The organism is Jilunia laotingensis, from assembly GCF_014385165.1.
In the GTDB taxonomy this organism is placed as follows: domain Bacteria; phylum Bacteroidota; class Bacteroidia; order Bacteroidales; family Bacteroidaceae; genus Bacteroides; species Bacteroides laotingensis.
Map to the genome: position 1 here is coordinate 628,232 of NZ_JACRTF010000001.1, position 20,909 is coordinate 649,140.

Consider the following 20,909-nt stretch of genomic DNA (forward strand, 5'->3'; position numbering starts at 1 on the left):
CAGCGTCTTAACATGTATCCTCCTCTTGATTCATTCACAAAAGAACTATTATTCGAAATTCAAACCGACTATCATCTTAAAGTGTAAGAGATAAGGGTTGCAGGCTTACGGAAGTTCTTTGTAATCTTTTGGGCAGCCTGTGACGTACTCCCCTTTTTAAGAGTGCCATTATTTAATCGACTTGTAAAATTTTTCTTCATTGGCATCAACTTTTTAAGTCCACCGATACGTTTCGCTGGAGAAGATTCCGAATAAGGTGTCCATGTCAGATGGCTGAAAGGTGAAAGAACAGCCGGGCCTTCCTTCATTTCACAAATATATGCGATGGCATTCCATTTTTCGGTATTCTCTTTACTATTCAAGAACAGCAGAGTACCCTCTTCCGTCAAACCACCGACAAAAGACTCCTGCTCATCAAAATATCCTTCTTCAATATTTACAGGCACTACTTTCGTTTCAAAACCTTGATACGATTCAACTTGTTGAGGTACTAAAGTCAACCAGCCTGTTTCTTTGTCATAATTCAGTACCATTGTATCGTCATACTCTTCCTGACCGGAAAGCCCATTCACCAATAAAGTTTCGTCATCGGCTTTGGTTACGACTGCCAATAATTCGCCCGACTGTTTAGAATCTTCTGCAGGTACAAGCCATTCTCCTACATAATGATCAATTTGTATCCCTTTCAACAATTGATCGTATGGACCACCGGCCATGTAGAAATCAAAAGTCACTGCCGCATTCTTCTGAACCTTATCTCCTGCATATGAAACGACTACAGCAGAATAAGTTCCATTCTCGTTGCAAGGCAAATTTACATTGCCGCTTGCAGATATTTCGACAGATTCCATAGAACCGTCAATTATGCCTTCAACTGCGGCTTCCAAATCTTCACCCGGAACTAAAGCTACTTTTGCACTTTCAATATCTTCGCCCAAAGTGACTTTTACTATGGCAAATGCATTTTCTTTAGCATCTATAAAACGACCGCCATATTCTATTTCAGTAGTATAATCCGCCATGACGAATCCGGGGAACACAATAGTAATTACTCCATCTTCCTGAGTGTAATCTAAACCTCCAAGACCATCCATATATAACATCGGAGCGAACTGAACAACCCCCGGCTTTCCTGCCTCTGTATATTGTGTTACTATATTATGTACCCAAGTATCTTCGGTTTCAAACCCTTGAAAGTTAAATGGGTGCATCACTTCTACTTCAACACCATATTTGGGATGTTTTATACCTGTACTAAATCCATCATAGAATACAAGGCCGTCAATTGTCGTCTGCACTCCGTTAACGGCAGAACCAGCAGGAAGAATAACAAATTCGACAAAAGGTGCCTGATTGCCGGTAGCCTCCCCATTTTCAGCGAATCCTTCATTCTCTATCCCTTGCGAGTATGGATCGACTAAGCGATAACGATTCGGTTCCAACATATGCTGTTGCAACTCAACCTGATAATCATCACTAAACCAAAATTCATCACGGAAAGTAGCCATCCCCAACGATGTCCATGGAGCAGGAATACCAGCCTTAAACTCATACTTTGCTGTTCCGTAAGGTGTTGTCTGATCATCTATCGACAAAGCGATTACTTTAAAATCGTCATACTCCAGCGTCTCCGGATCATAGCCAATGTTTATTTTGCCAATCTCTGAGCCTGCTTCAAAATCCACCGAAGTCGGAATAGTGAAAAGACCACTTTCATCGGTGGATTTCAAGTTTACCTTAACAGCTTCTTTTGTATCGATACGTCTCAATTCTACAGTAAAAGAAGTAGCATCTTTTGAAAGTTCCACATTCGATTTGAGTGTATTCGAAAAATAGATTTGTGCGTTATCCGGCTTCCCAGCTGCCTTATACTCCACTTCTTCAGTACACGCAGTTACCATTAATGCAATGACACTAATCAATGCAAATATATATACATTTATTTTTTTCATATAATCATGTTTTAATTATAAGTTTCTAATTGCTTATACAGTTTTAATTACCCGATCCGAGCCATGGTATGTAAAGTCCGCTTGGATCAGGATTTTCGTATCCGTCCAGTGCCGAATTGTTATTCTTTTCTGTCTGTACAATAGTAATATTCATCCATGCCGGACGAGTAGTAGTATTAAAACGAGCCATTTCCTTAAAATTCGTGCCTTCGTACCCACGTGTTACAGGCAAATTCAAACGTTTCACATCAAAGAACGTCAATCCTTCTCCCCAAAATTCAATACGTTTCTGGGTCACAATCTCCCGGATTAAGTCATCACCAGTAGCAGTACAAACATATGACGGATCACGATAGCTTTGCATAAACCCAATCAGTAGCTCCCGGCCTTTCCCTTCATTCTGATGGGCAACAGCCTCAGCTTCGATAAAATACATTTCTTCTATGCGCATTAATGGATAGGCAGAAGAAGAACCAATATTGGAAACATTCGTATTACCTTCAGCGGGACGGAATTTCAATGAAGCATATTCAGGCATATTCTCAGCTTGAGACTCATTTATATAAATATTCTTTCCATCTAGACTGCTACCCACCGGTGCTTTCCATGCCAACTTACGAAAATCCGTATTATTCATCCTATTATATAAATTTGCATTGATCATAACCATGGGTCCTGCACCCGCATAACCATACAAGGCCTCGTTAGACATCCAAGAAGTCCAGTTTAAAATACCGGATTTAACGACATCATCTTCTTTCGACATCTTAGAGCCCCACATCCATGATGCAACGGACATATCATTGAAACCGTTCGTTGGGCTTAGCCACTCATCTTTTGACATAGGACGATAAGTGCCCGTATCAATAGCTTTACGAGCATATTCCTGAGCCTTGGCATAATCGGCTAACCACATATAATAACGAGCTTTCAAACCATACACCACGCTCAAATTCGGTAACGTTTTTATAGAAAGAGCTAGGTTCGCAATGTATTCCTCAGCTTTCGTCAAATCGGAAAAGATAAACTCTGCTATTTTTTCTCGGGTCACTCTCGGATTGTTTCGCGCTTCCTCCTCGGTCATACCTTCTTTTACAATAGGAACTGTTAGATTCAATACATTATTCCCTTTAGCATTCACCGGAGAAGTTTTATCATTCTCAAGAAATTCGAACATCTGTGCTAAGTCAAGATAAAGAAACGCACGGTAAGCATAACCGACTCCTAAATAGCCCAATTGGACCGGAGTCGCGCTTTCGGGATTCAAAGCCTCGATCATGTTGTTAGAGGTCTGCACATATTTCCAATAATAATTCCAAATATATTGTGGAAACAGATTGCCCTCTCCCTGCCCCGTATTGAGTTCCCAATAATCATAATGGTCGTAACCGCTACTAACTATCGGCATATCTTCAGTCATTACGTCGCGAATATGCATGATAGAACCATATCCCCAATCAAAGCCATAAGGGTCTTCAGTCGGTTGCTGATTATAAATATCCAGTTTATTCGCATATGCAGGCATCGCCCATAACAATGCTTCAGTAGCCTTAGCCGATGAAGACATTTGATCGCTTGTTGCTCCATTGGTTGGAAAAGTCTCATCGATACATCCGGTCATCAATAAGGTTGTCGAACAACAAACGCCTACTATTAATTTTGATATATTTTTCATATTCTGTTATTTCTTTATCATTTTAGAATGTAAATGTAACACCACCTGAAATGGTACGGATAGGTGCATAATAAGATGCGGTCACTTGTCCAGTAATGCTCTGCCGAGGATCCAGCCCCTGACGTTTAGACCACAACCACACATTGTCACAAACTGCATAGAAACGAACTTTTTCTATACCGAGGGTACGACAAATACGAGCAGGTAAGGTATATCCTACATTAATATTCTGCAAGCTTAAATAAGAAGCACTTGTCAAAAAGCGGTCAGACGATGATGTCGTAAATTGATCGCCATATTGGAAACGTGGAATATTTGAAGCGGTATTTTCAGGAGTCCATGCATTCAGCAAATCGGCATGGAAAGCTGTACCTTTGCTATTGGATGTCGGTGATGACATCATAGAAGCATAATCATAATCATAACACTGGCCACCGATCTGATATGCAAAGTCAATGGAAACATCCACTCCTTTATAACTGAATGATGTGCCAAAACCGCCATATACATCTGGAAGCGCTGTTCCGCAAAGATAATTTGAGGCATCTTCATAACTGGTCGTTGTCTCACGAGTAACCGTTTTATCCTCAGCCACTTTATTTATATAATATAATGCTTCTCCATTTTCATTGACTCCTGCATATTTTTTTACACGAAATGTATACAGAGGTATTCCTTCACCAAAATAGTATTCACTGCTACTGAATCCATTCACTCCATCCACTTCCATTAACTTTGTTTCTTTTGGCAAATAAGTTACTTTATTCTTGTAATGCGTAAAATTCAGTTTCAGATCCCATTGCAGATCCTTAGTTCTGATAACGGTTCCGCTTAACTCCGCTTCCACACCTGAATTCCGCATATCTCCGATATTTTTATAATAAGATGAATAGCCATAAGAAGGAGGCAATGAGAATGAGAACAACATATCTGTAGTTTTGCGATAGAAGTATTCCACAGAGCCACTCAGACGGTTATCCAATACTCTAAACTCAATACCTGCATTAAAGTTACCATTTGTCTCCCAAGTGATATTTTTATTCCCCAATGTCGCAGGAACAGCTGCAGGATTACCGGACGAATTTACAATATTATAGGTACTTACATAGCGATAATTACCAATATCATCGTTACCCTGAGAACCATAAGAAGCCTTGACTTTAAGTTCATTTACCCAGTCCACATTGAACCAGTTTTCTTTTGAAATCAACCAAGCACCTCCCAATGACCAGAAATTACCCCAACGATGATCCGGATGGAAACGGGAAGATGCATCACGACGGTAAGAAGCAGATAAGAAATACTTTTCATCATAATTATACTGCGCACGTCCAAAGAAGCCTTCAGTATTATAATCGGTTGTATAAGAGTTAGAAGAGCCATCGGTCACAGCACCTGCCAATTCTTTATTGTCCGGTGAAAACATATTAGACTTATTACCCGACAAAGTATAATGTTTTAGACGATAAGCCTCGTGCCCCACCATAACATCCACATTATGATGGCCAAAATCTTTTTGATAAGTCAATAGCTGCTGATAGTTATAAGCAAATATACGTTGATGTTCTTTAGTTACGATACCGTTCGAAGTGGCATACTGTCCATAATAAGGGTTAGTAACATTTGTATAACGAGCCTCGTTGACATTTACAGTATTCGTAGAAGTGAATTTGAAATCCTTCAAAAAACGGACTTCAAAGAATCCTGTTGCATTGATTTCATTTCCTTCTGCATTATTCGTATCTAAAATATTACTTGACAATGCATTAGAATTACCCAAGAAAGGACGAATGCCACCACCGTTTTGCCCATCACCATAGTCATATCTCATGATTCCATTCGTATCGAACATAATACTTCCATTGCCATCACGCATATACAATGGATAAATCGGGGCAATATTACTGGCTATCGCAAACAAGTTACCAGATGAAGCAGAATTACCATCTTCAGCCAATGAGTTCGATTCAAAATGCGTATAAGACATATTAGCACCTACCTTCAACCATGGTTTTACCCGATAATCAGCTTTCATACGACCGGTCAAACGTTCATAATCAGAATTGGTAGTAATACCGTCATTTTTTAAATAATTGAATGAAGTATAAAAAGCCCCTTTATCATTACCAGCCGAAACGCTAACATTATATTCCTGTCGTAAACTGTTCCTGTAAGTAGCATCCATCCAATCATCCGGAGTCAACAAGTATTGGTTGCCTTTATAATCAACCACTCTCCCTAAAGTTGCATTTGGATTCAACTTTCCATTAGTACCAATCAGATTTTGTCCGACAGGAACTGTATATACATTGTATCCTAAACCATAATCATTCCCGGAAGTCATATTCTGATTAACCATCGCATGAGCAGCCGATTCATTCAGTTGCTGCTTGTCCATAAAATAGTTTTTCAATGCACCATAATACATTTCATAATATTGTGCCGGACTACTTACCGTATTATAATTTTGAGTTGCGCGTGAATTTGCCCCCCATTTAGCATCGACAGTGACCTTTGCAGCACCCACATTTCCTTTTTTGGTGGTAATCATAATCACACCATTCGCCCCACGGGCACCATATAGTGCATTAGAAGCGGCATCTTTCAACACCGTCATCGATTCAATATCTTGTGAACTAATGTTGTTCATATCGCCATCATACGGCACTCCGTCCAAAATAATAAGAGGGTCTTTACCGGCATTAATAGAGCTGATACCACGAACGCGAATGGTAGGGTTGGAAGCACCGGGTTGTCCGGAAGTAGTCGACAGTTGTACCCCTGAAACCTTACCTTTCAAAGCATCAGTCGCATTTGAAGTTTGAATCTTTCCGATTTCATCAGCCGAAACAACGCTGGCAGACCCTGTAAAAGCAGACTTCTTAGCTGTACCATAAGCAACCACCATTACCTCATCGATCAATTGAGCATCAGATTTCAACGTTACAGCCAACTTAGGTTTAATAGCTACCTCCTCTGCCTGCATACCAATGTATGAAATCCGCAAAGTCTTTGCGGAACTTGGTACATTGGTCAATGTAAATTTACCGTCTACATCAGTAGTAGTACCAAAATTGGTTCCTATCACCAATACAGAAGCTCCTACAACTGGCTGCCCATCTTCTTCAGAAATTACAACACCTGTAATACTCTGTGTTTGGGCAGTTACAAGACCTATCCCTAGAAAAAGGTAGGTCAATAACAGCATTAATTTCTTTTTCATAAATTCTCTCTCTTAAAGTTTAACTTCACATTAGCTATTTTTTACTCTAACAAAATGCAAATATATTAATAAATATAAAATACGCAAGAAATTCTTTCAAAAAACCTCTTCTGTATAACAATTTGTTATAATACGACATATTATTATGCTTAATAACATATATTTTGCAACTAAAAAGTTTTAAATACAAAAACCGATTAAAGTATTATGTATAGACAAAAAGTTATATTTTACAATGTATATACATCAAATAGAACTCATAAACCATTAATATATATTCTTTTTGATTGAAAAGAAAGATTTATAAATAAAATATCAATATTATTATTAAATAGAAAACACCTCTTTTTACTATTTAGTTTGAGCTTTTATTAGCAGATTTTTAAGCTAATCCTGTTTTAATTAAGGTATCAATATACCTCTTAGTATTATAGTGTTAAAAAAATAAAATCATGGAGAAAATTAGCTACAACTTAGTATTTAACAGAAAAAAAAGTCTGAATAAAAAGGGAATGGCATTAGTACAAGTAGAAGCCTATCTGAATAAAAAGAAAAAGTATTTCACCACCAATATTTATTTGAGGCCGGAACAATGGGATAACAGAAAAAGAAAAGTTAAAAAACACCCTAACGCTGAAGCTCTCAACCATATGCTCTATGAATTCATGTCAGAAATAGAAAAAAGAGAGCTACGTATGTGGCAACAAGGAAAAACAATTTCGTTGGAAGCCCTAAAGCAATCTTTAGAGCCTACACAGGAAGATGAAAAATCCTTTTTAGCGTTTTTCCATAAGGAAATTATGAATTCCACATTAAAAGAGAGTACAAAAAGAAATCATCTTTCTACCTTAGAATTACTTAGAAAATATAAAAAAGAGATTTTATTCACAGAATTGACTTTTGAATTTATTTCTTCATTTGACCAATATCTTCATAATAAAGGATACCATATAAACACTATAGCAAAACATATGAAACATTTAAAACGTCATATAAATGTAGCAATCAATAAAGAATATATGGAAATTCAAAAATATGCATTTAGAAAATACAAAATAAAAAATATAGAAAATAGACATACATATCTATCCCCAGAAGAACTTATCAATATAGAAAACCTGAAGTTGGGAAAAAAACACAAACAGCTTGAAAAAACAAAAGATGCTTTTTTATTTTGTTGTTATGCTGGTCTGCGTTATTCAGACTTTGTTAATCTGACATCTGAGAACATTGTGGAAATACACAATGAAACTTGGTTGATATACAGAACAGTAAAAACAAATACCGAAGTTCGCTTACCTCTCTATTTATTATTTGAAGGAAAAGGAATCTATATTTTACATAAATACCAAAAAGATTATCATTGTTTTTTCAGCTTACGAGACAACTCTAATGTAAACAAAGAATTACTTATCATTTCAAAATTAGCAGGAATAAGTAAGCGGATTTCATTTCATACGGCAAGACATACTAATGCTACGTTATTAATATATAATGGGGTAAATATTACCACTGTACAGAAATTATTAGGACATACAAGTGTGAAAACCACTCAGGTTTACGCAAACATCATGGACATTACCATCGTACGTGACCTTGAAGAGCATGGCATTACCATTCATTCATCAATGTAAGATCAGTCATGAATATACTCTACGAGAAAAAATGAAATCTCATAATCCAGTATATTTCTCGTAGAGAATATACATAACATTAGTAATTTTCATGTTATAAATATTAGATGAAAGATAATCATAGATTCACAATCAGCGCATACAACGTTAATGATTAATTATTTTTCCATGAGTGGAGTAACATATTAAAAACTTATCTAGGATATCTCGTCATTATTAATATCCATTTAATAAATTAATAATCAATGCCTTTTATGAACAAAAAAGATATCAAAATAGTAATCTAACACTTCAGCCCAAATTTATAACACGTTGATAACCAGAATACAAAATTCTCTTTAGCATAAGAGTGACATTAATTTATTTATCTAATATACAATACATTAGAAATATATTAGTTCCGCAAAGACTTTGCGGATTTCATGCATTGGTATGCAGACAGAGGAGGTAGCTACCTTTAAGAACTTGAACACTCAATTAGAAGATCTCAATCTTTATCTACAAAATATCATTGGACGATTTCTTTAGAAATTCCATAGCGATAAACAGCCCATACCACAGGATATCATAAGTAAAAAATCCACAAAGAATAGCTACAAAGCAGAGAGTCCTTCTTTTAGTATGCCCACCAATATGGGCTTCAATCCGCTGACAAAACACTCTACGGCTATTACCATTAAGATAAGCCCCATCAAACGCATCATTACATTGTTCCCTGTCTCTCCTAAGATTTTAACCAATTTGGTAGAAGCACGCAGAATAAGAAACGTTATAAAATAGATCAGAGCAATCATGCCAATCAGTACACCTTTCATCTCAATGTTATGAGCGTCTTGCATCAACACAATAGCATTAGCAATTGCCCCAGGGCCACATAGCATAGGAATAGCTAAAGGTGTAATTGAAATATCATCAGCATAAGTTTTTATCTCCTCATCTTTCAGTTTTACATTTGTATAACGCGCCTGAAGCATATCAAAACCTATTTTAAAAATAATCACTCCACCGGCAATACGAAAGCCATTGGTCGATATACCAAAAAACATAAATAAGAATTGACCAGCGAAGACAAAAACCATTAATGTAATGAAAGACACAAACGTTGCACGACGCACAATAGCCTGACGCTCTTTATCAGTCATACCATGAGTCATTGTAAGGAAAACAGGCATGGTGCCTAATGGATTCGTCAATGTAAAAAAGGAAGTAAAACAAAGCAGAGCGAAGGGCAATAAAGTTTCCATAACAGTTGTAGCATTATACGTTCATATTTCGAGCGCAAAAGTACGACTAATATATAAAAACTACAATATTTCCATCAACTCTTTCAAATCTTTCAAATGATAGGTAGGTGTAAAAGAAAACTCATCACGACCGGATAAATTATAAAAAGCCTGATGCATCCCTACTCCTTTTGCCCCGACAATATCCGCCTCCCAACTATCGCCAATCATTAATGATTCGCTGAGTTCTGATTGAGTAGCAGACAATGCGAAATGAAATAATTGAGGTGCCGGTTTATGAAGTCCGATATCTTCGGAAAGAATAATCTTTTTGAAATAACCATCTATTCCACTCGAACACATTTTCCTATATTGAAGTTCACGAAATCCATTGGAAAGTATATAAAGATTGTAGTTGGAAACCAAATAATCAAGAACTTCTCTGGCATGAGGCATCAAACGAGTTTTTGTAGGAATGACAGCAAAAAAATCCTCTGAATAGGCGTTTGCTAAAGCAGAATCGTCAACGCCTACTGCCCGGAGCGGATACAGAAAGCGTTGACGATTAAGCTCCTCTTTTTTGATCAATCCATTACCATATTCTATCCAAAGCTCAGTATTACGCTTTTGGTAAAGCGAATAGAAATGTTCAAAGGAATTAAAGAAAGCATCCAAACCATATTTGTAATACATTTCTTCAAATGTATCACACGCATTGTCCGAAAATGCCCATATAGTATCGTCTAAATCAAAAAAGAGATTCTTATATTTCATTATTTCACCTGGATCACCAAATACTTAGACACACTCCAGAATTCTTTCGGATTTGTAATCTTCAAAGTAAGCTGTCCTTTGTCATCTTTAACAAGCTCATATGAACCGGCAGGATGAGTAGTCAATAATTCAGCACGTTTAGAGTACAATTTGATATCTTTCGTCGTACGGATATCAATCTGAGTGAAATAATCCTTATTAAAATCAGCGTTCTTCAACACATCACCACTCTGAAGAATCTTTTGTGACTTCAATTCAGACTTTGTACCGAATACAAACCATGCAGCATTAATGGCTTTGTCTTGTTCGGCCACCGTCTTGGCTTTCGCTTCATTTTCTGCAGCAAGAGTTTCCTTATCAGCAGCCAATCCACTAACGGCAGCATCTAATTCCTGAATACGAATATTCTTTGATGCCAATTCTGCCTGTAACTCTTCAATACGCTGCTGTTTAGCAACCAATTCCTGTGTAAGAGATTCAACTGCTTTTTTCATCTGAGCCGAATTATTCTTGCTACTCTTCAACATAGCCTGCAATTTAGCAATCTGAGCCTTGTTTTCTTCCATTTGTTTAGTGATAAACTCAATATCAGAAGCTATCTGCTGTTTAGCATTTGTTGAATTCTCAGTAATCGTTCCCCGTTGCAGATCCACACGGTTCTCTGCATCATTGATCTGACGGAAACCTTCCTGAATTTCATTGAATGTGCCCATCATTTCATCCAACTCGGCATTACGCTGAGTCAGCTCCATCAAAAGAGAGTCATTTTCAGCTTTTAGGTCTTTGCTACCGCCCTTCAAGCCATCACACGAAGCCAATACGGCTGCGCATACAATCAAAACTGCTAACTTTTTCATACATTTACGTTTTTAAATGAAGTTATTTAATCGTCTATTCCTGCAACTATAATCACAATCTCGCCACGGGGTTCCGTTACGGTAAAGTGTTCAATCAATTCTGTAAGGCTACCTCTAACGGTCTCTTCATGTACTTTTGAAATCTCCCTGGACACACTAACCTGACGTTCCGTACCGAAATATTCAGCAAACTGTATCAGCGTTTTCAACAAACGGTGAGGGGATTCATAAAACACCATCGTCCGTCGTTCCTCCACCAAAGATTTGAGTTTAGTCATACGACCTTTTTTCTGGGGAAGAAAACCTTCAAATACGAATTTTTCATTAGGTAATCCCGAAGCTACTAATGCTGGAACAAAAGCTGTAGCACCAGGTAAACATTGCACTTCGATACCATTGCGTACACATTCGCGCACTACTAAAAATCCTGGATCAGAAATACCAGGAGTTCCGGCATCAGAAATCAAAGCCACTGTTTCACCAGCCTTAATTCTATTAACAACGCTCTCTACCGTTTTATGTTCATTAAACTTATGATGTGATTGCATCGAGTTCTTTATCTCAAAATGCTTCAGTAGTATTCCGGAAGTACGTGTATCCTCAGCCAAAATCAAATCAACCTCCTTCAAAATCCGAATAGCCCGGAAAGTCATATCTTCGAGATTTCCAACAGGTGTAGGTACGACGTATAATTTTCCCATATTCTGCGATAAATTAAATAAAATATTTTTTGAGAAGTTCCTGAAAATCAAGTAAAGCCTCATTCTCTTCACCGACATTCACTTTTGAAAGTAGAAACGCAATAGCAGCGTCCAAAGAACTCATCTCCGAAATTTGGCTTATCACTCTATTCATCAATTCATTATCTCCTCCGAAAAGCTCACGGGAAAAACGAAAAGAATCATTCAGACTGATTGAACAACGCAAATCATTCACTGGACGAATGCGCTCACCTAATATAGGAGTAATAACAACAGAATCACGCGCAGGCTCAGTATCCACCATATCATGACAGGAAGAAGTTGCTACCTGCAAATTTTCCATACCATTTTTCTCCTCGCTATTTTCAGATACATCTTCTATTGTTTGCGACGATCGAATTTGATCTTTAGGAATATCCTGCACAGCATTTAACTCCTGCAACATCCTGTCCAGTCGATCACGTGCCTGTAGAATATTTCTCTTCAAGACTTCACGCAACATTGCATTTGGTTCACGCGAAAGAACGTCTACCAGTAACTTTATTTCCTGGATATCCAGTTCTATATCATTCAAGAGTACTCGCATATTATTCTCATTTAGCTTATTCATGAAGATTCGGCAAATGTAGAAATAAATAATGAAAAAACATGAGGAAGCAAACAAAAGTATTATTTTTGCACACAATATAACACACTAAATTATGGTACTATTTTCAGAAGATCATATACAAGAGACAGGTAGAAGAGGAAGAATCGAAGTCATTTGCGGCTCAATGTTTTCGGGAAAAACCGAAGAATTGATACGCCGTCTAAGACGTGCAGAATTTGCACGTCAACGTGTGGAGATTTTCAAACCAGCTATCGACACCCGATATTCGGAAGCAGATGTAGTATCTCATGACAGTCATTCAATAGCTTCTACCCCAATTGATTCATCTGCGAGCATACTTCTATTTACATCCGAAATAGATGTAGTAGGGATTGATGAAGCACAATTTTTCGACAATGGCCTCATCGACGTGTGCAATCAACTTGCAAATAATGGCATTCGCGTTATCATTGCAGGATTGGATATGGATTTCAAAGGAAATCCTTTTGGCCCGATGCCGGGGTTATGCGCTATAGCTGATGAAGTGTCTAAAGTACATGCCATTTGTGTAAAGTGTGGTCAATTAGCCTCTTTCTCACACCGCACAGTAAAGAATGACAAGCAGGTTCTCTTAGGAGAAACATCAGAATATGAGCCATTGTGTCGTGAATGTTATTTGCGAGCTTTGGAAAATGATAAAGGAAAAAGTTAATTTAAATCATTTAGCATTGTTATGGAAAGGAAAAAAATCACATTTGACAGTTTTATACGAGGCACAATCTGTTGTGTGTTAATTATCGGTCTTTTAATGTTAATTGAAAGATTAAGCGGTGTCCTATTACCTTTTTTCCTTGCATGGCTTATTGCCTATATGATTTACCCGTTAGTCAAATTTTTCCAATACAAATTGCATTTTAAAAACCGGGTTCTTGCTATTTTTGGTGCTTTACTGACGCTCACAATAATAGGATTAGCTGCATTTTACTTTCTCGTACCACCTGTATTAGAAGAATTTTGGAAAGTAAAAGACCTTTTGCTCACCTATTTCACAACTGGAATGGGTAGTAATAGCAACGTTCCTAAAAGCTTATCCGAATTCATTCAAGAAAACATAGACATGAATGCCGTCAATAATATTCTCAACGAAGAGAATATATTAAACGCTATAAAAAGTACTGTACCTAAACTATGGGCATTACTATCAGAATCCATCAGTTTCTTATTCAGTATCTTTGCCTCATTCATCATTCTATTATATGTCGTATTTATTTTACTTGATTATGAATCAATTGCAGAAGGATGGCTTCATCTTCTCCCGGGCAAATACCGTACCTTCACCACCAATCTGATTAAGGATGTCCAAAACGGCATGAATACATATTTTCGTGGACAAGCATTGGTCGCTCTGTGTGTAGGAATTCTGTTCAGCATAGGTTTTCTGATCATAGACTTTCCACTAGCTATCGGTTTGGGACTTTTTATCGGTGCATTAAACATGGTACCTTATCTTCAAATTATAGGTTTCGTACCGACTATCTTATTAGCTATTTTAAAAGCAGCCGATACTGGAGACAATTTCTGGATCATCATCGCCTCCGCCACTGCAGTTTTTATTGTCGTCCAAATCATACAAGATGCATTTATCGTCCCAAAAATCATGGGAAAAATAACCGGCCTCAATCCTGCCATCATTTTATTATCTCTTTCAATATGGGGCTCATTAATGGGCATATTAGGCATGATTATAGCACTTCCCTTAACCACACTAATGCTTTCCTATTACCAGCGTTTCATAATCAATCAAGAAAAAATAAGTTCTCCTATTTCAGAACCATATGACAATCAGCAAAATAACAAATAACAATAAAATTCACAACAACTTTTTTATCCATTTTACTTGCAAATATAAAAAAAGTAACTACCTTTGCACCCGCAATCAGGAAATAACTGATTAGCTCAAAGGATTGATTCGCTAGCTCAGCAGGTAGAGCACAACACTTTTAATGTTGGGGTCCTGGGTTCGAGCCCCAGGCGGATCACCAAACAAAGATGAAAATCGAAGAAAATCCCTGATAATCAACAGTTATCGGGGATTTTTAGTTTCTGCCCATCTCCCCTTTTATGCAAAATGCGGCAACTTTCACAGGCCAATTCGGTGGAGTAAGATTCCATCCGAAAAAGTCCACCGAATTAGGTTGCTTTGCGTTGATACACACTATTTTGCGTAGTTACACTTCCGGCTTTGGAACTTAATTTTGCAAACAAAAAAAGTATCAAGCCATGCAAAGAAACTATTTCTCGATTCTCTTCTTTATCAGAAGAACAAGACTGTTGAAAAACGGCGAAGCACCCATCGGGCTGCGAATCACCGTAAACGGACAACGTGCCGAAATGCAAATCAAGCGCAGTGTTGCCGAAGAGCGTTGGAACGCATCCAAGGGATGTGTGACAGGAAAAGACCGCAAAGCGTTGGAACTGAATCAGTATCTGGAATCTGTCAGGACGAAGATTTATCAGATACATCGCGAACTGCTGCAAGACGGCAAGCCTATCACGGCTTTCACCATGATACAGAAGTTCAATGGTGAGGGCGAAGCTCCCAAGATGCTCTTGGAGGTATTCCGTGAACATAACAAGAAGTACAGGGAACTGATTGACCGTGATTATGTGAAAGGCACGGTTTTGAGATACGAAAGAACTGTCCGCTATCTGGAGGAAATGCTTCAAAGCCAATACAACCTGAAAGACATTCCGTTGAAAGAGTTAAACCATGAGTTCGTACTGAACTTTGAACACTTTGTAAAGGTGCAGAAGAGCTGCGCCCAAAATGCGGCTGTCAAGTATCTGAAGAATTTAAAGAAAATTACACGCCTTGCGTTGGTCAACAAATGGATTGCCGATGACCCGTTCACTGAAATCCGTTTTCACCAGACACAGAGCAACCGTGATTTCTTGACGGAAGAGGAACTCAATGCCATCATCAATAAAAAGGTTGATATACCACGCCTTGAAACCGTCCGTGATATTTTTGTCTTTTGTGCGCTGAGTGGTTTGGCGTTCACAGACGCACAGCATCTGACACCGGAGCATATCACACAAGACAGCAACGGGGACTATTGGATTAGAAAGCCGCGTGAAAAGACAAACAATATGTGCAACATTCCCTTGCTGGACATTCCACGGATGATTGCAGAGAAATACAAGAACCATCCCGAGTGCATCAAAAAGGGAGTAGTATTGCCTGTTCCGTCCAATCAGCGAATGAACAGTTACCTCAAAGAGATAGCGGACGTGTGCGGCATCAAGAAAGCGTTAAGCACGCATATAGCTCGGCACACCTTTTGCCACTACTATTACATTGTGATTTATCCTATTGTAATACAGCCCGTTATGATAAGTATTTTTAAAAAGGGTAATGACTTAGCAACGTGCTATCTACCTTTATTTTCTCAATTCTACATCATTTCAAATAACCGATATAAAAGTAGAACAAATATTCCATACAACAAAATAACAGACCTTTAATTCTATATTCCTATTATTATTTGCTCGCCAGTTTCTTATATATTACAGTATTTAAGAAATCTTCTTTCTTATGCTTTGATATTGGTATCTCTTTTCCCTCAATGAAAAGTCGTCCACCCGCAACAGTTTCTATGCGAGAGGTATTAACAAGATAAGACTTGTGTATTCTAAAGAAAGTATCTTTAGGTAGCATATCTTCCAAAGATGCCATTGTCTGATGAATGATGAATGTCTTTTCTTTAAAATGCAATTTCAAATAATTCTGCATCGTTTCTACAAACAGTATATCTTCCCAATTTATTCTTTGAAATGTATCTCCTTGCCTAATGTACATAACATCGGATTTATCATCTGTATTATTTTGCAATGATACACGGGAATTAAATAAATCTAATGCTATTTGTACAGCTTGAAAGAAACGTTGAAAAGCAAAAGGTTTAAGTAGATAATCTACTACATGTAACCGAAAACCATCTAAAGCATATTCAGAATATGCAGTTGTTATAATGGTTAGTGGTGCTTTATTCAAAGACTCTAAAAAGTCAAGTCCTGAAAGGTAGGGCATATTAATATCAAGAAACATTAAATCAATCTCTTTTCTTTTAAGAATATCTGCTGCTTCAATTGCCGAAGAACAAGTATCTTCAACGATAAGAAAATCTAATTTTTCTATATTAGTTGCTATAATCTTAATAGCAACTAATTCATCATCAATAATCAAGCATTTTAAAGGATTATTACCTGATTTCAAGGAATTTGAGTTTGCCATAATCATTTCAAAATTGTGAGTTTAGAATTATATATATATTCTGAATTTTGTATTGATAGATTATATTTTTCACCATACAATATATCTAACCGATTTTTTAAGTTTTCTAATCCTAAGCCTGAGTTCTTCCCCTTTTCAATAGGTATTGCTGATTTTGAATTTTCTACTTCAAGGGAAATCATTTCCGCTTTCTCTTCAAAGACTATACTAATATAACCTTTGACGTTAGAACTTCGAGAAACATGCTTAAAAGCATTTTCTATCAATGGGATTAGTAATAAAGGGGGAAATTTAGTTTGCTTATTCTGTATTTCCCATGAACAATTTACATTTAACTTATCTTCCCACCTTATCTTTTCAATATCTATAAAATTTTTCAAAAAGCCTATTTCTTCTTCTATACAGACACTCTCCTTTTTGCCACTATATAATTGGTAACGAAGTATATCTGTATATTTTAATAATAGAGTAGTTGCTAAATCGTCCTTTTTCTCAATGTAATAATAAATATGATTGAGTACATTAAACATAAAGTGGGGATTTATCTGTGCTTGGAGTGTGTGTAATTGTGACTCTAAATGTATCTTTTCCAATTTGTTATGTTCATAGTAAAAACGCATGCCGCAAAAAGCTATATTTACGACAAATGCAGTTAGTAATTGGTCTACAAAATCAGATAGCAATGTATCATCCGTAGAGATTAAATTAGATGGCAAAAACACACCTGTTTGTTCAAAGTATCTAAATATCCAAAAAACAGAAGTTAATATAGATGCCGAAATGAAAGACAGAAAGATGAACTGTAATGCAAAACAATCCATTCTCTTTCTTTTCATTGCTCTTGGCAATAAATACACACTCAATAAGATATTTATAATCAGCATGGGGGTAATATAACACACCGTTATAGATAATACTTCTAAGAATGGCGCTTTATTCAAAAGCTTCATCCACACAAAAAAAGCAATCACGACCCATAAAAGAAGAACAAAACGGTCGTATCTCTTTGAATAGTCATTTTTCATGTGACAAAGATATGATAATTACTCAATAAGCACTTGTCCAGTCATCATAAGCTAAAGCCCAGTTATCAAAAAAATTATTCACTACATCGTAATATACTGATATTTGCAGACGAACATTTACTTAAAAACAAAGAAAATATGAAATCAACATTATTTTGGACAGTATTATTCTTACTTGCCAGTAAGAATATAGATGCACAAGTTTCTTTTAAGGCAGAATACTTTGGAACATCAAGCTATTGGCATGAAACAGGAGAAGACTCACGAGAAAAAAATAGGAAATTGCAAAGGGAGTGCTGTTGTTTATCAAGGTAGTATTAATATTCCTTTATTGGTAAAAAACACAAAATATGACCGTCCAACTATATGGAGTGTTGGTATTAATGGAGCATATGCATCACTTAACAACAAGAATTTTACTGGTGACTATGACGGAATGGTTATTAATGAAATGATGAATATCGCATTAGGATTGTCCTATATGCGTCCTTTAAGCGAAAAGTGGAGTTTGATAACAAGTTTAGGAGCAGGTATCTATGCTCCATCTACCAATCTATCAAAAATCAGGTACAAGCATTTATTAGGGAATGTTGCCGTTCTATTTATCAGACATCTAAAATCCAATATGGAAGTCGGGGGCGGTATTGCAATAAATAGCACCTTTGGTTATCCAATGGTATTTCCTGCATTATATTTCAATTGGAATAGTGATGGTAAATTCAATTTTAAAATTTCGGTTGTAGATGGATTGAATTTAGCAGCAGGATATGATATAAATAAATTCTTGGATTTATCCTTAGTTGTAGAAATGAGTGGACAATCAGCTTTTACGGAGAAAGACGGAGAAGATGTAACATTTTCCCACCAATATTTTATTGCAGGGGTTCGTCCAGAAATAAAACTCGGCAATAAAGTGTCTATACCAATAACAGCAGGTATGCATTTAATTCGTTCAGGCTTTTATAGTGAGAGAACACTAAAAGGTATGTTTAGTAATGACGACTATTATTTTCAAGCATCACCTTATGTTTCTGCGGGAATAAAAATTGGTTTTTAAAAAATGAAGATAATTAAAGAATATCAAATGAAAACAGATTTATTATTCAGACATCCTATAAGAATATTTTGTATTGCAAATTTCCTTACAGTCATTTTGATTGTTGTTACTTTTTCTTTTGATTACATACCACAATGGGCTCCGGGAGCATTTGCAATTCTAATTATCTTATTTCTAAAAGGTAAATCAGGAGTTTATGAACTAATCAAAAGTATGTCTTTCAAGTTTATAAATTTAAAATGGTATTTACTGGCATTAATATTTCCTATCTTATTATGTTATTTCTCTTATATAGGGATTTCCATGGTTGAATACAAAGAGATAGTTAATTTGAAACTTAGTCATTCGTTAAGTGATTATGGCACATTAGTCTTTCTTATAATATTAGGAAGTTGCGGTGAAGAATTAGGATGGAGAGGCTTTATGCTTCCACAACTTCTAAAAAAACACTCTCTATTTACAAGTAGCCTTTTAATTGGAATATTTTGGGGAATATGGCATTTGAATATTTTATTGGGAGTACCTGTTTTTTTATATATCTTATTTTAGTTATTGAATTCTCTTTTGTTTCATCATGGCTATACATTAAAACAAAAAGAAATTTGCTGACTACAATAATACTACATACTTCAATTAATGTATGTTCAATAGTTTTCTTCGAAAGGATTGTTGTAAACGAAAATATGAATAGCCAATCAATGCTATTGTTATATGGAATAATTGCTATAAGTTTTATTCCATTATGTATATTCTCAATTTGGAATATGTTTATTACTCAAAAAATAAAAAAATGAACAATTTAACAAACATGAGTTTTTTCCAATTATTGTCGGAATACTCGCAGCGTAAAGTTTCTGCATCTGAATTTGCGGAAGCTATCGAAGAATTGGCTATACATTTGGCTGATTTTAGTATTAATGAGCAGGATTATAGCGTTTTACTACGCTATTTTTCTTTCGGATTACATCGGCTTAAATCGTATCGTGTGCGGTTTGAGCAAGAAAAAAATGCCCTATTTGCATTTGATTGATGAAGCAATAGGACTGTTGAACACTGAAATGCGCATTGTAAAATGGCGCATTAAATATCCTGAACAATTCACACAGCACGCAAACAAACTATTTCTTTCCCCTCTCCATTTAACTGATAAGACAAGCCTTGTTAATATCATGGAAATAGTAAGCGGCTTATTTCTTTCCAAAAACATCATATATCAGAATGGCAAACCCGTTCACCTGACGGACTTAGGCAAAGGTTTTGAATGGCTTTTTAATATAAAATTGGGTGATTATCACCAAAAGCATGAAGATGTTACAAAACGGAAATCTACTAAATTAACGGAATTTCTTAATGGACTAATAACCCTTATCCGCAAGGAACACGAAAATAAAGGGTATAGATAATCAATGACTTAGTATCAATTTATACGGGGTAGCCTTGTTACCCCGTAATTTCTTTGCTTCCATTTTCTGAACTTTGCTTCATCAATCGATTGGTAATCATTTATGTATAACCTGAAAAATGAAGCAATATGTATGTAGATAGTTACGAGTTCAAAGACTGGATGCAAAAGCTACTTGATAAACTGGAAGAAGTAGGTAAAGACGTGAAGAGTTTGCAAACTAATCCCGAAGTAATGCCGGGCGATAAACTTTTGGATAATCAGGACTTATGTCTGTTGTTCAAAGTAAGTACCCGAACATTACAGAGATTGCGAAGCAAAAAGATGCTATCCTTTATGATGATTAGCGGAAAAGCCTATTATCGGGCTTCTGATGTGCGAGAGTTCATAAAGGAAAGGTTTGATGTGGGTACGCTCCGAAAGTTTGAAAAAGAACACGGAACGGATAAATAAGAAAGAAACTATCCCAGAGTTGTACACGTGGCAACTCCGGGATTTTTCTT

General features: G+C 36.4%; 19 protein-coding genes and 1 tRNA gene. 10 read left to right on the forward strand and 10 right to left on the reverse strand.

Annotated features, from left to right (window positions below):
- Positions 1–71: 71 nt before the first annotated feature.
- The 3 genes from H8744_RS02545 to H8744_RS02555 are packed head-to-tail and all read right to left on the reverse strand — an operon-like array spanning position 72 to position 6,850.
- On the reverse strand, positions 72–1,952 hold the full coding sequence (locus H8744_RS02545) for a hypothetical protein (protein WP_262433350.1): 1,881 nt from the start codon (positions 1,950–1,952) through the stop codon (positions 72–74).
- Positions 1,953–1,995: 43 nt separating this feature from the next.
- Entirely contained in the window at positions 1,996–3,627 is a 1,632-nt protein-coding gene (locus tag H8744_RS02550; protein ID WP_262433351.1) for a RagB/SusD family nutrient uptake outer membrane protein, read from the reverse strand.
- 22 nt (positions 3,628–3,649) lie between these two features.
- Positions 3,650–6,850: a SusC/RagA family TonB-linked outer membrane protein gene (locus H8744_RS02555; protein ID WP_262433352.1), complete on the reverse strand. Its 3,201-nt coding sequence runs from the start codon at positions 6,848–6,850 to the stop codon at positions 3,650–3,652.
- A 452-nt stretch (positions 6,851–7,302) separates the two neighbouring features.
- On the opposite strand from H8744_RS02555, the gene H8744_RS02560 reads away from it, so the two are divergent.
- On the forward strand, positions 7,303–8,484 hold the full coding sequence (locus tag H8744_RS02560; RefSeq protein WP_262433353.1) for a site-specific integrase: 1,182 nt from the start codon (positions 7,303–7,305) through the stop codon (positions 8,482–8,484).
- A gap of 593 nt (positions 8,485–9,077) precedes the next feature.
- Here the strand turns inward: H8744_RS02560 and H8744_RS02565 are convergent.
- Genes H8744_RS02565 through H8744_RS02585 form a run of 5 tightly spaced genes read right to left on the reverse strand, consistent with a single transcriptional unit; the run spans position 9,078 to position 12,625 of the window.
- Positions 9,078–9,728 (reverse strand): MarC family protein, encoded by a 651-nt coding sequence (locus H8744_RS02565; protein WP_262433354.1) that lies wholly within the window; start codon positions 9,726–9,728, stop codon positions 9,078–9,080.
- A 60-nt stretch (positions 9,729–9,788) separates the two neighbouring features.
- Positions 9,789–10,481 (reverse strand): YjjG family noncanonical pyrimidine nucleotidase, encoded by a 693-nt coding sequence (locus H8744_RS02570; RefSeq protein WP_262433355.1) that lies wholly within the window; start codon positions 10,479–10,481, stop codon positions 9,789–9,791.
- Positions 10,481–11,338 (reverse strand): Cbp1 family collagen-binding glycoprotein adhesin, encoded by an 858-nt coding sequence (locus H8744_RS02575; protein WP_262433356.1) that lies wholly within the window; start codon positions 11,336–11,338, stop codon positions 10,481–10,483. The genes H8744_RS02570 and H8744_RS02575 overlap by 1 nt, the downstream gene beginning before the upstream one ends.
- 26 nt (positions 11,339–11,364) lie before the next feature.
- The gene (gene rsmI, locus H8744_RS02580) at positions 11,365–12,039 is read right to left on the reverse strand and encodes a 16S rRNA (cytidine(1402)-2'-O)-methyltransferase (RefSeq protein WP_262433357.1); all 675 of its coding nucleotides are present in this window, start codon (positions 12,037–12,039) and stop codon (positions 11,365–11,367) included.
- 13 nt (positions 12,040–12,052) lie between these two features.
- A complete protein-coding gene (locus H8744_RS02585; protein WP_262433358.1) occupies positions 12,053–12,625 on the reverse strand; it encodes a DUF8457 domain-containing protein in 573 nt (190 codons plus the stop codon).
- Between the two features lie 115 nt (positions 12,626–12,740).
- Between H8744_RS02585 and H8744_RS02590 the strand changes: the two genes are divergently transcribed.
- The 4 genes from H8744_RS02590 to H8744_RS02605 all read left to right on the forward strand — a co-directional run bounded on the left by H8744_RS02590 (position 12,741) and on the right by H8744_RS02605 (position 16,153).
- The gene (locus H8744_RS02590) at positions 12,741–13,340 is read left to right on the forward strand and encodes a thymidine kinase (protein WP_262433359.1); all 600 of its coding nucleotides are present in this window, start codon (positions 12,741–12,743) and stop codon (positions 13,338–13,340) included.
- 21 nt (positions 13,341–13,361) lie between these two features.
- On the forward strand, positions 13,362–14,489 hold the full coding sequence (locus tag H8744_RS02595) for an AI-2E family transporter (protein ID WP_262433360.1): 1,128 nt from the start codon (positions 13,362–13,364) through the stop codon (positions 14,487–14,489).
- Positions 14,490–14,594: 105 nt separating this feature from the next.
- Positions 14,595–14,670 (forward strand) — tRNA-Lys (locus H8744_RS02600).
- Positions 14,671–14,908: 238 nt separating this feature from the next.
- Positions 14,909–16,153 carry a site-specific integrase gene (locus H8744_RS02605; protein WP_262433361.1) on the forward strand — a complete coding sequence of 415 codons (1,245 nt, stop codon included), beginning with the start codon at positions 14,909–14,911 and terminating at the stop codon, positions 16,151–16,153.
- Positions 16,154–16,169: 16 nt separating this feature from the next.
- Here the strand turns inward: H8744_RS02605 and H8744_RS02610 are convergent, their stop codons facing one another.
- Both H8744_RS02610 and H8744_RS02615 read right to left on the reverse strand, forming a co-directional pair.
- Positions 16,170–16,922: a LytR/AlgR family response regulator transcription factor gene (locus H8744_RS02610; protein ID WP_262433362.1), complete on the reverse strand. Its 753-nt coding sequence runs from the start codon at positions 16,920–16,922 to the stop codon at positions 16,170–16,172.
- Positions 16,923–16,924: 2 nt separating this feature from the next.
- A complete protein-coding gene (locus H8744_RS02615) occupies positions 16,925–17,947 on the reverse strand; it encodes a sensor histidine kinase (protein ID WP_262433363.1) in 1,023 nt (340 codons plus the stop codon).
- A 244-nt stretch (positions 17,948–18,191) separates the two neighbouring features.
- Between H8744_RS02615 and H8744_RS02620 the strand changes: the two genes are divergently transcribed.
- From H8744_RS02620 to H8744_RS02640, 5 genes are all read left to right on the forward strand, one after another.
- Positions 18,192–19,004 (forward strand): DUF6268 family outer membrane beta-barrel protein, encoded by an 813-nt coding sequence (locus H8744_RS02620; RefSeq protein WP_262433364.1) that lies wholly within the window; start codon positions 18,192–18,194, stop codon positions 19,002–19,004.
- A 27-nt stretch (positions 19,005–19,031) separates the two neighbouring features.
- A complete protein-coding gene (locus tag H8744_RS02625) occupies positions 19,032–19,553 on the forward strand; it encodes a CPBP family intramembrane glutamic endopeptidase (protein WP_262433365.1) in 522 nt (173 codons plus the stop codon).
- A gap of 241 nt (positions 19,554–19,794) precedes the next feature.
- The gene (locus H8744_RS02630; protein WP_262433366.1) at positions 19,795–20,034 is read left to right on the forward strand and encodes a hypothetical protein; all 240 of its coding nucleotides are present in this window, start codon (positions 19,795–19,797) and stop codon (positions 20,032–20,034) included.
- Positions 19,988–20,407 (forward strand): RteC domain-containing protein, encoded by a 420-nt coding sequence (locus tag H8744_RS02635; RefSeq protein WP_369410990.1) that lies wholly within the window; start codon positions 19,988–19,990, stop codon positions 20,405–20,407. The genes H8744_RS02630 and H8744_RS02635 overlap by 47 nt, the downstream gene beginning before the upstream one ends.
- A gap of 128 nt (positions 20,408–20,535) precedes the next feature.
- Positions 20,536–20,859, forward strand: a complete 324-nt coding sequence (locus H8744_RS02640; RefSeq protein WP_044301358.1) for a helix-turn-helix domain-containing protein — start codon at positions 20,536–20,538, stop codon at positions 20,857–20,859.
- Positions 20,860–20,909: the final 50 nt, after the last annotated feature.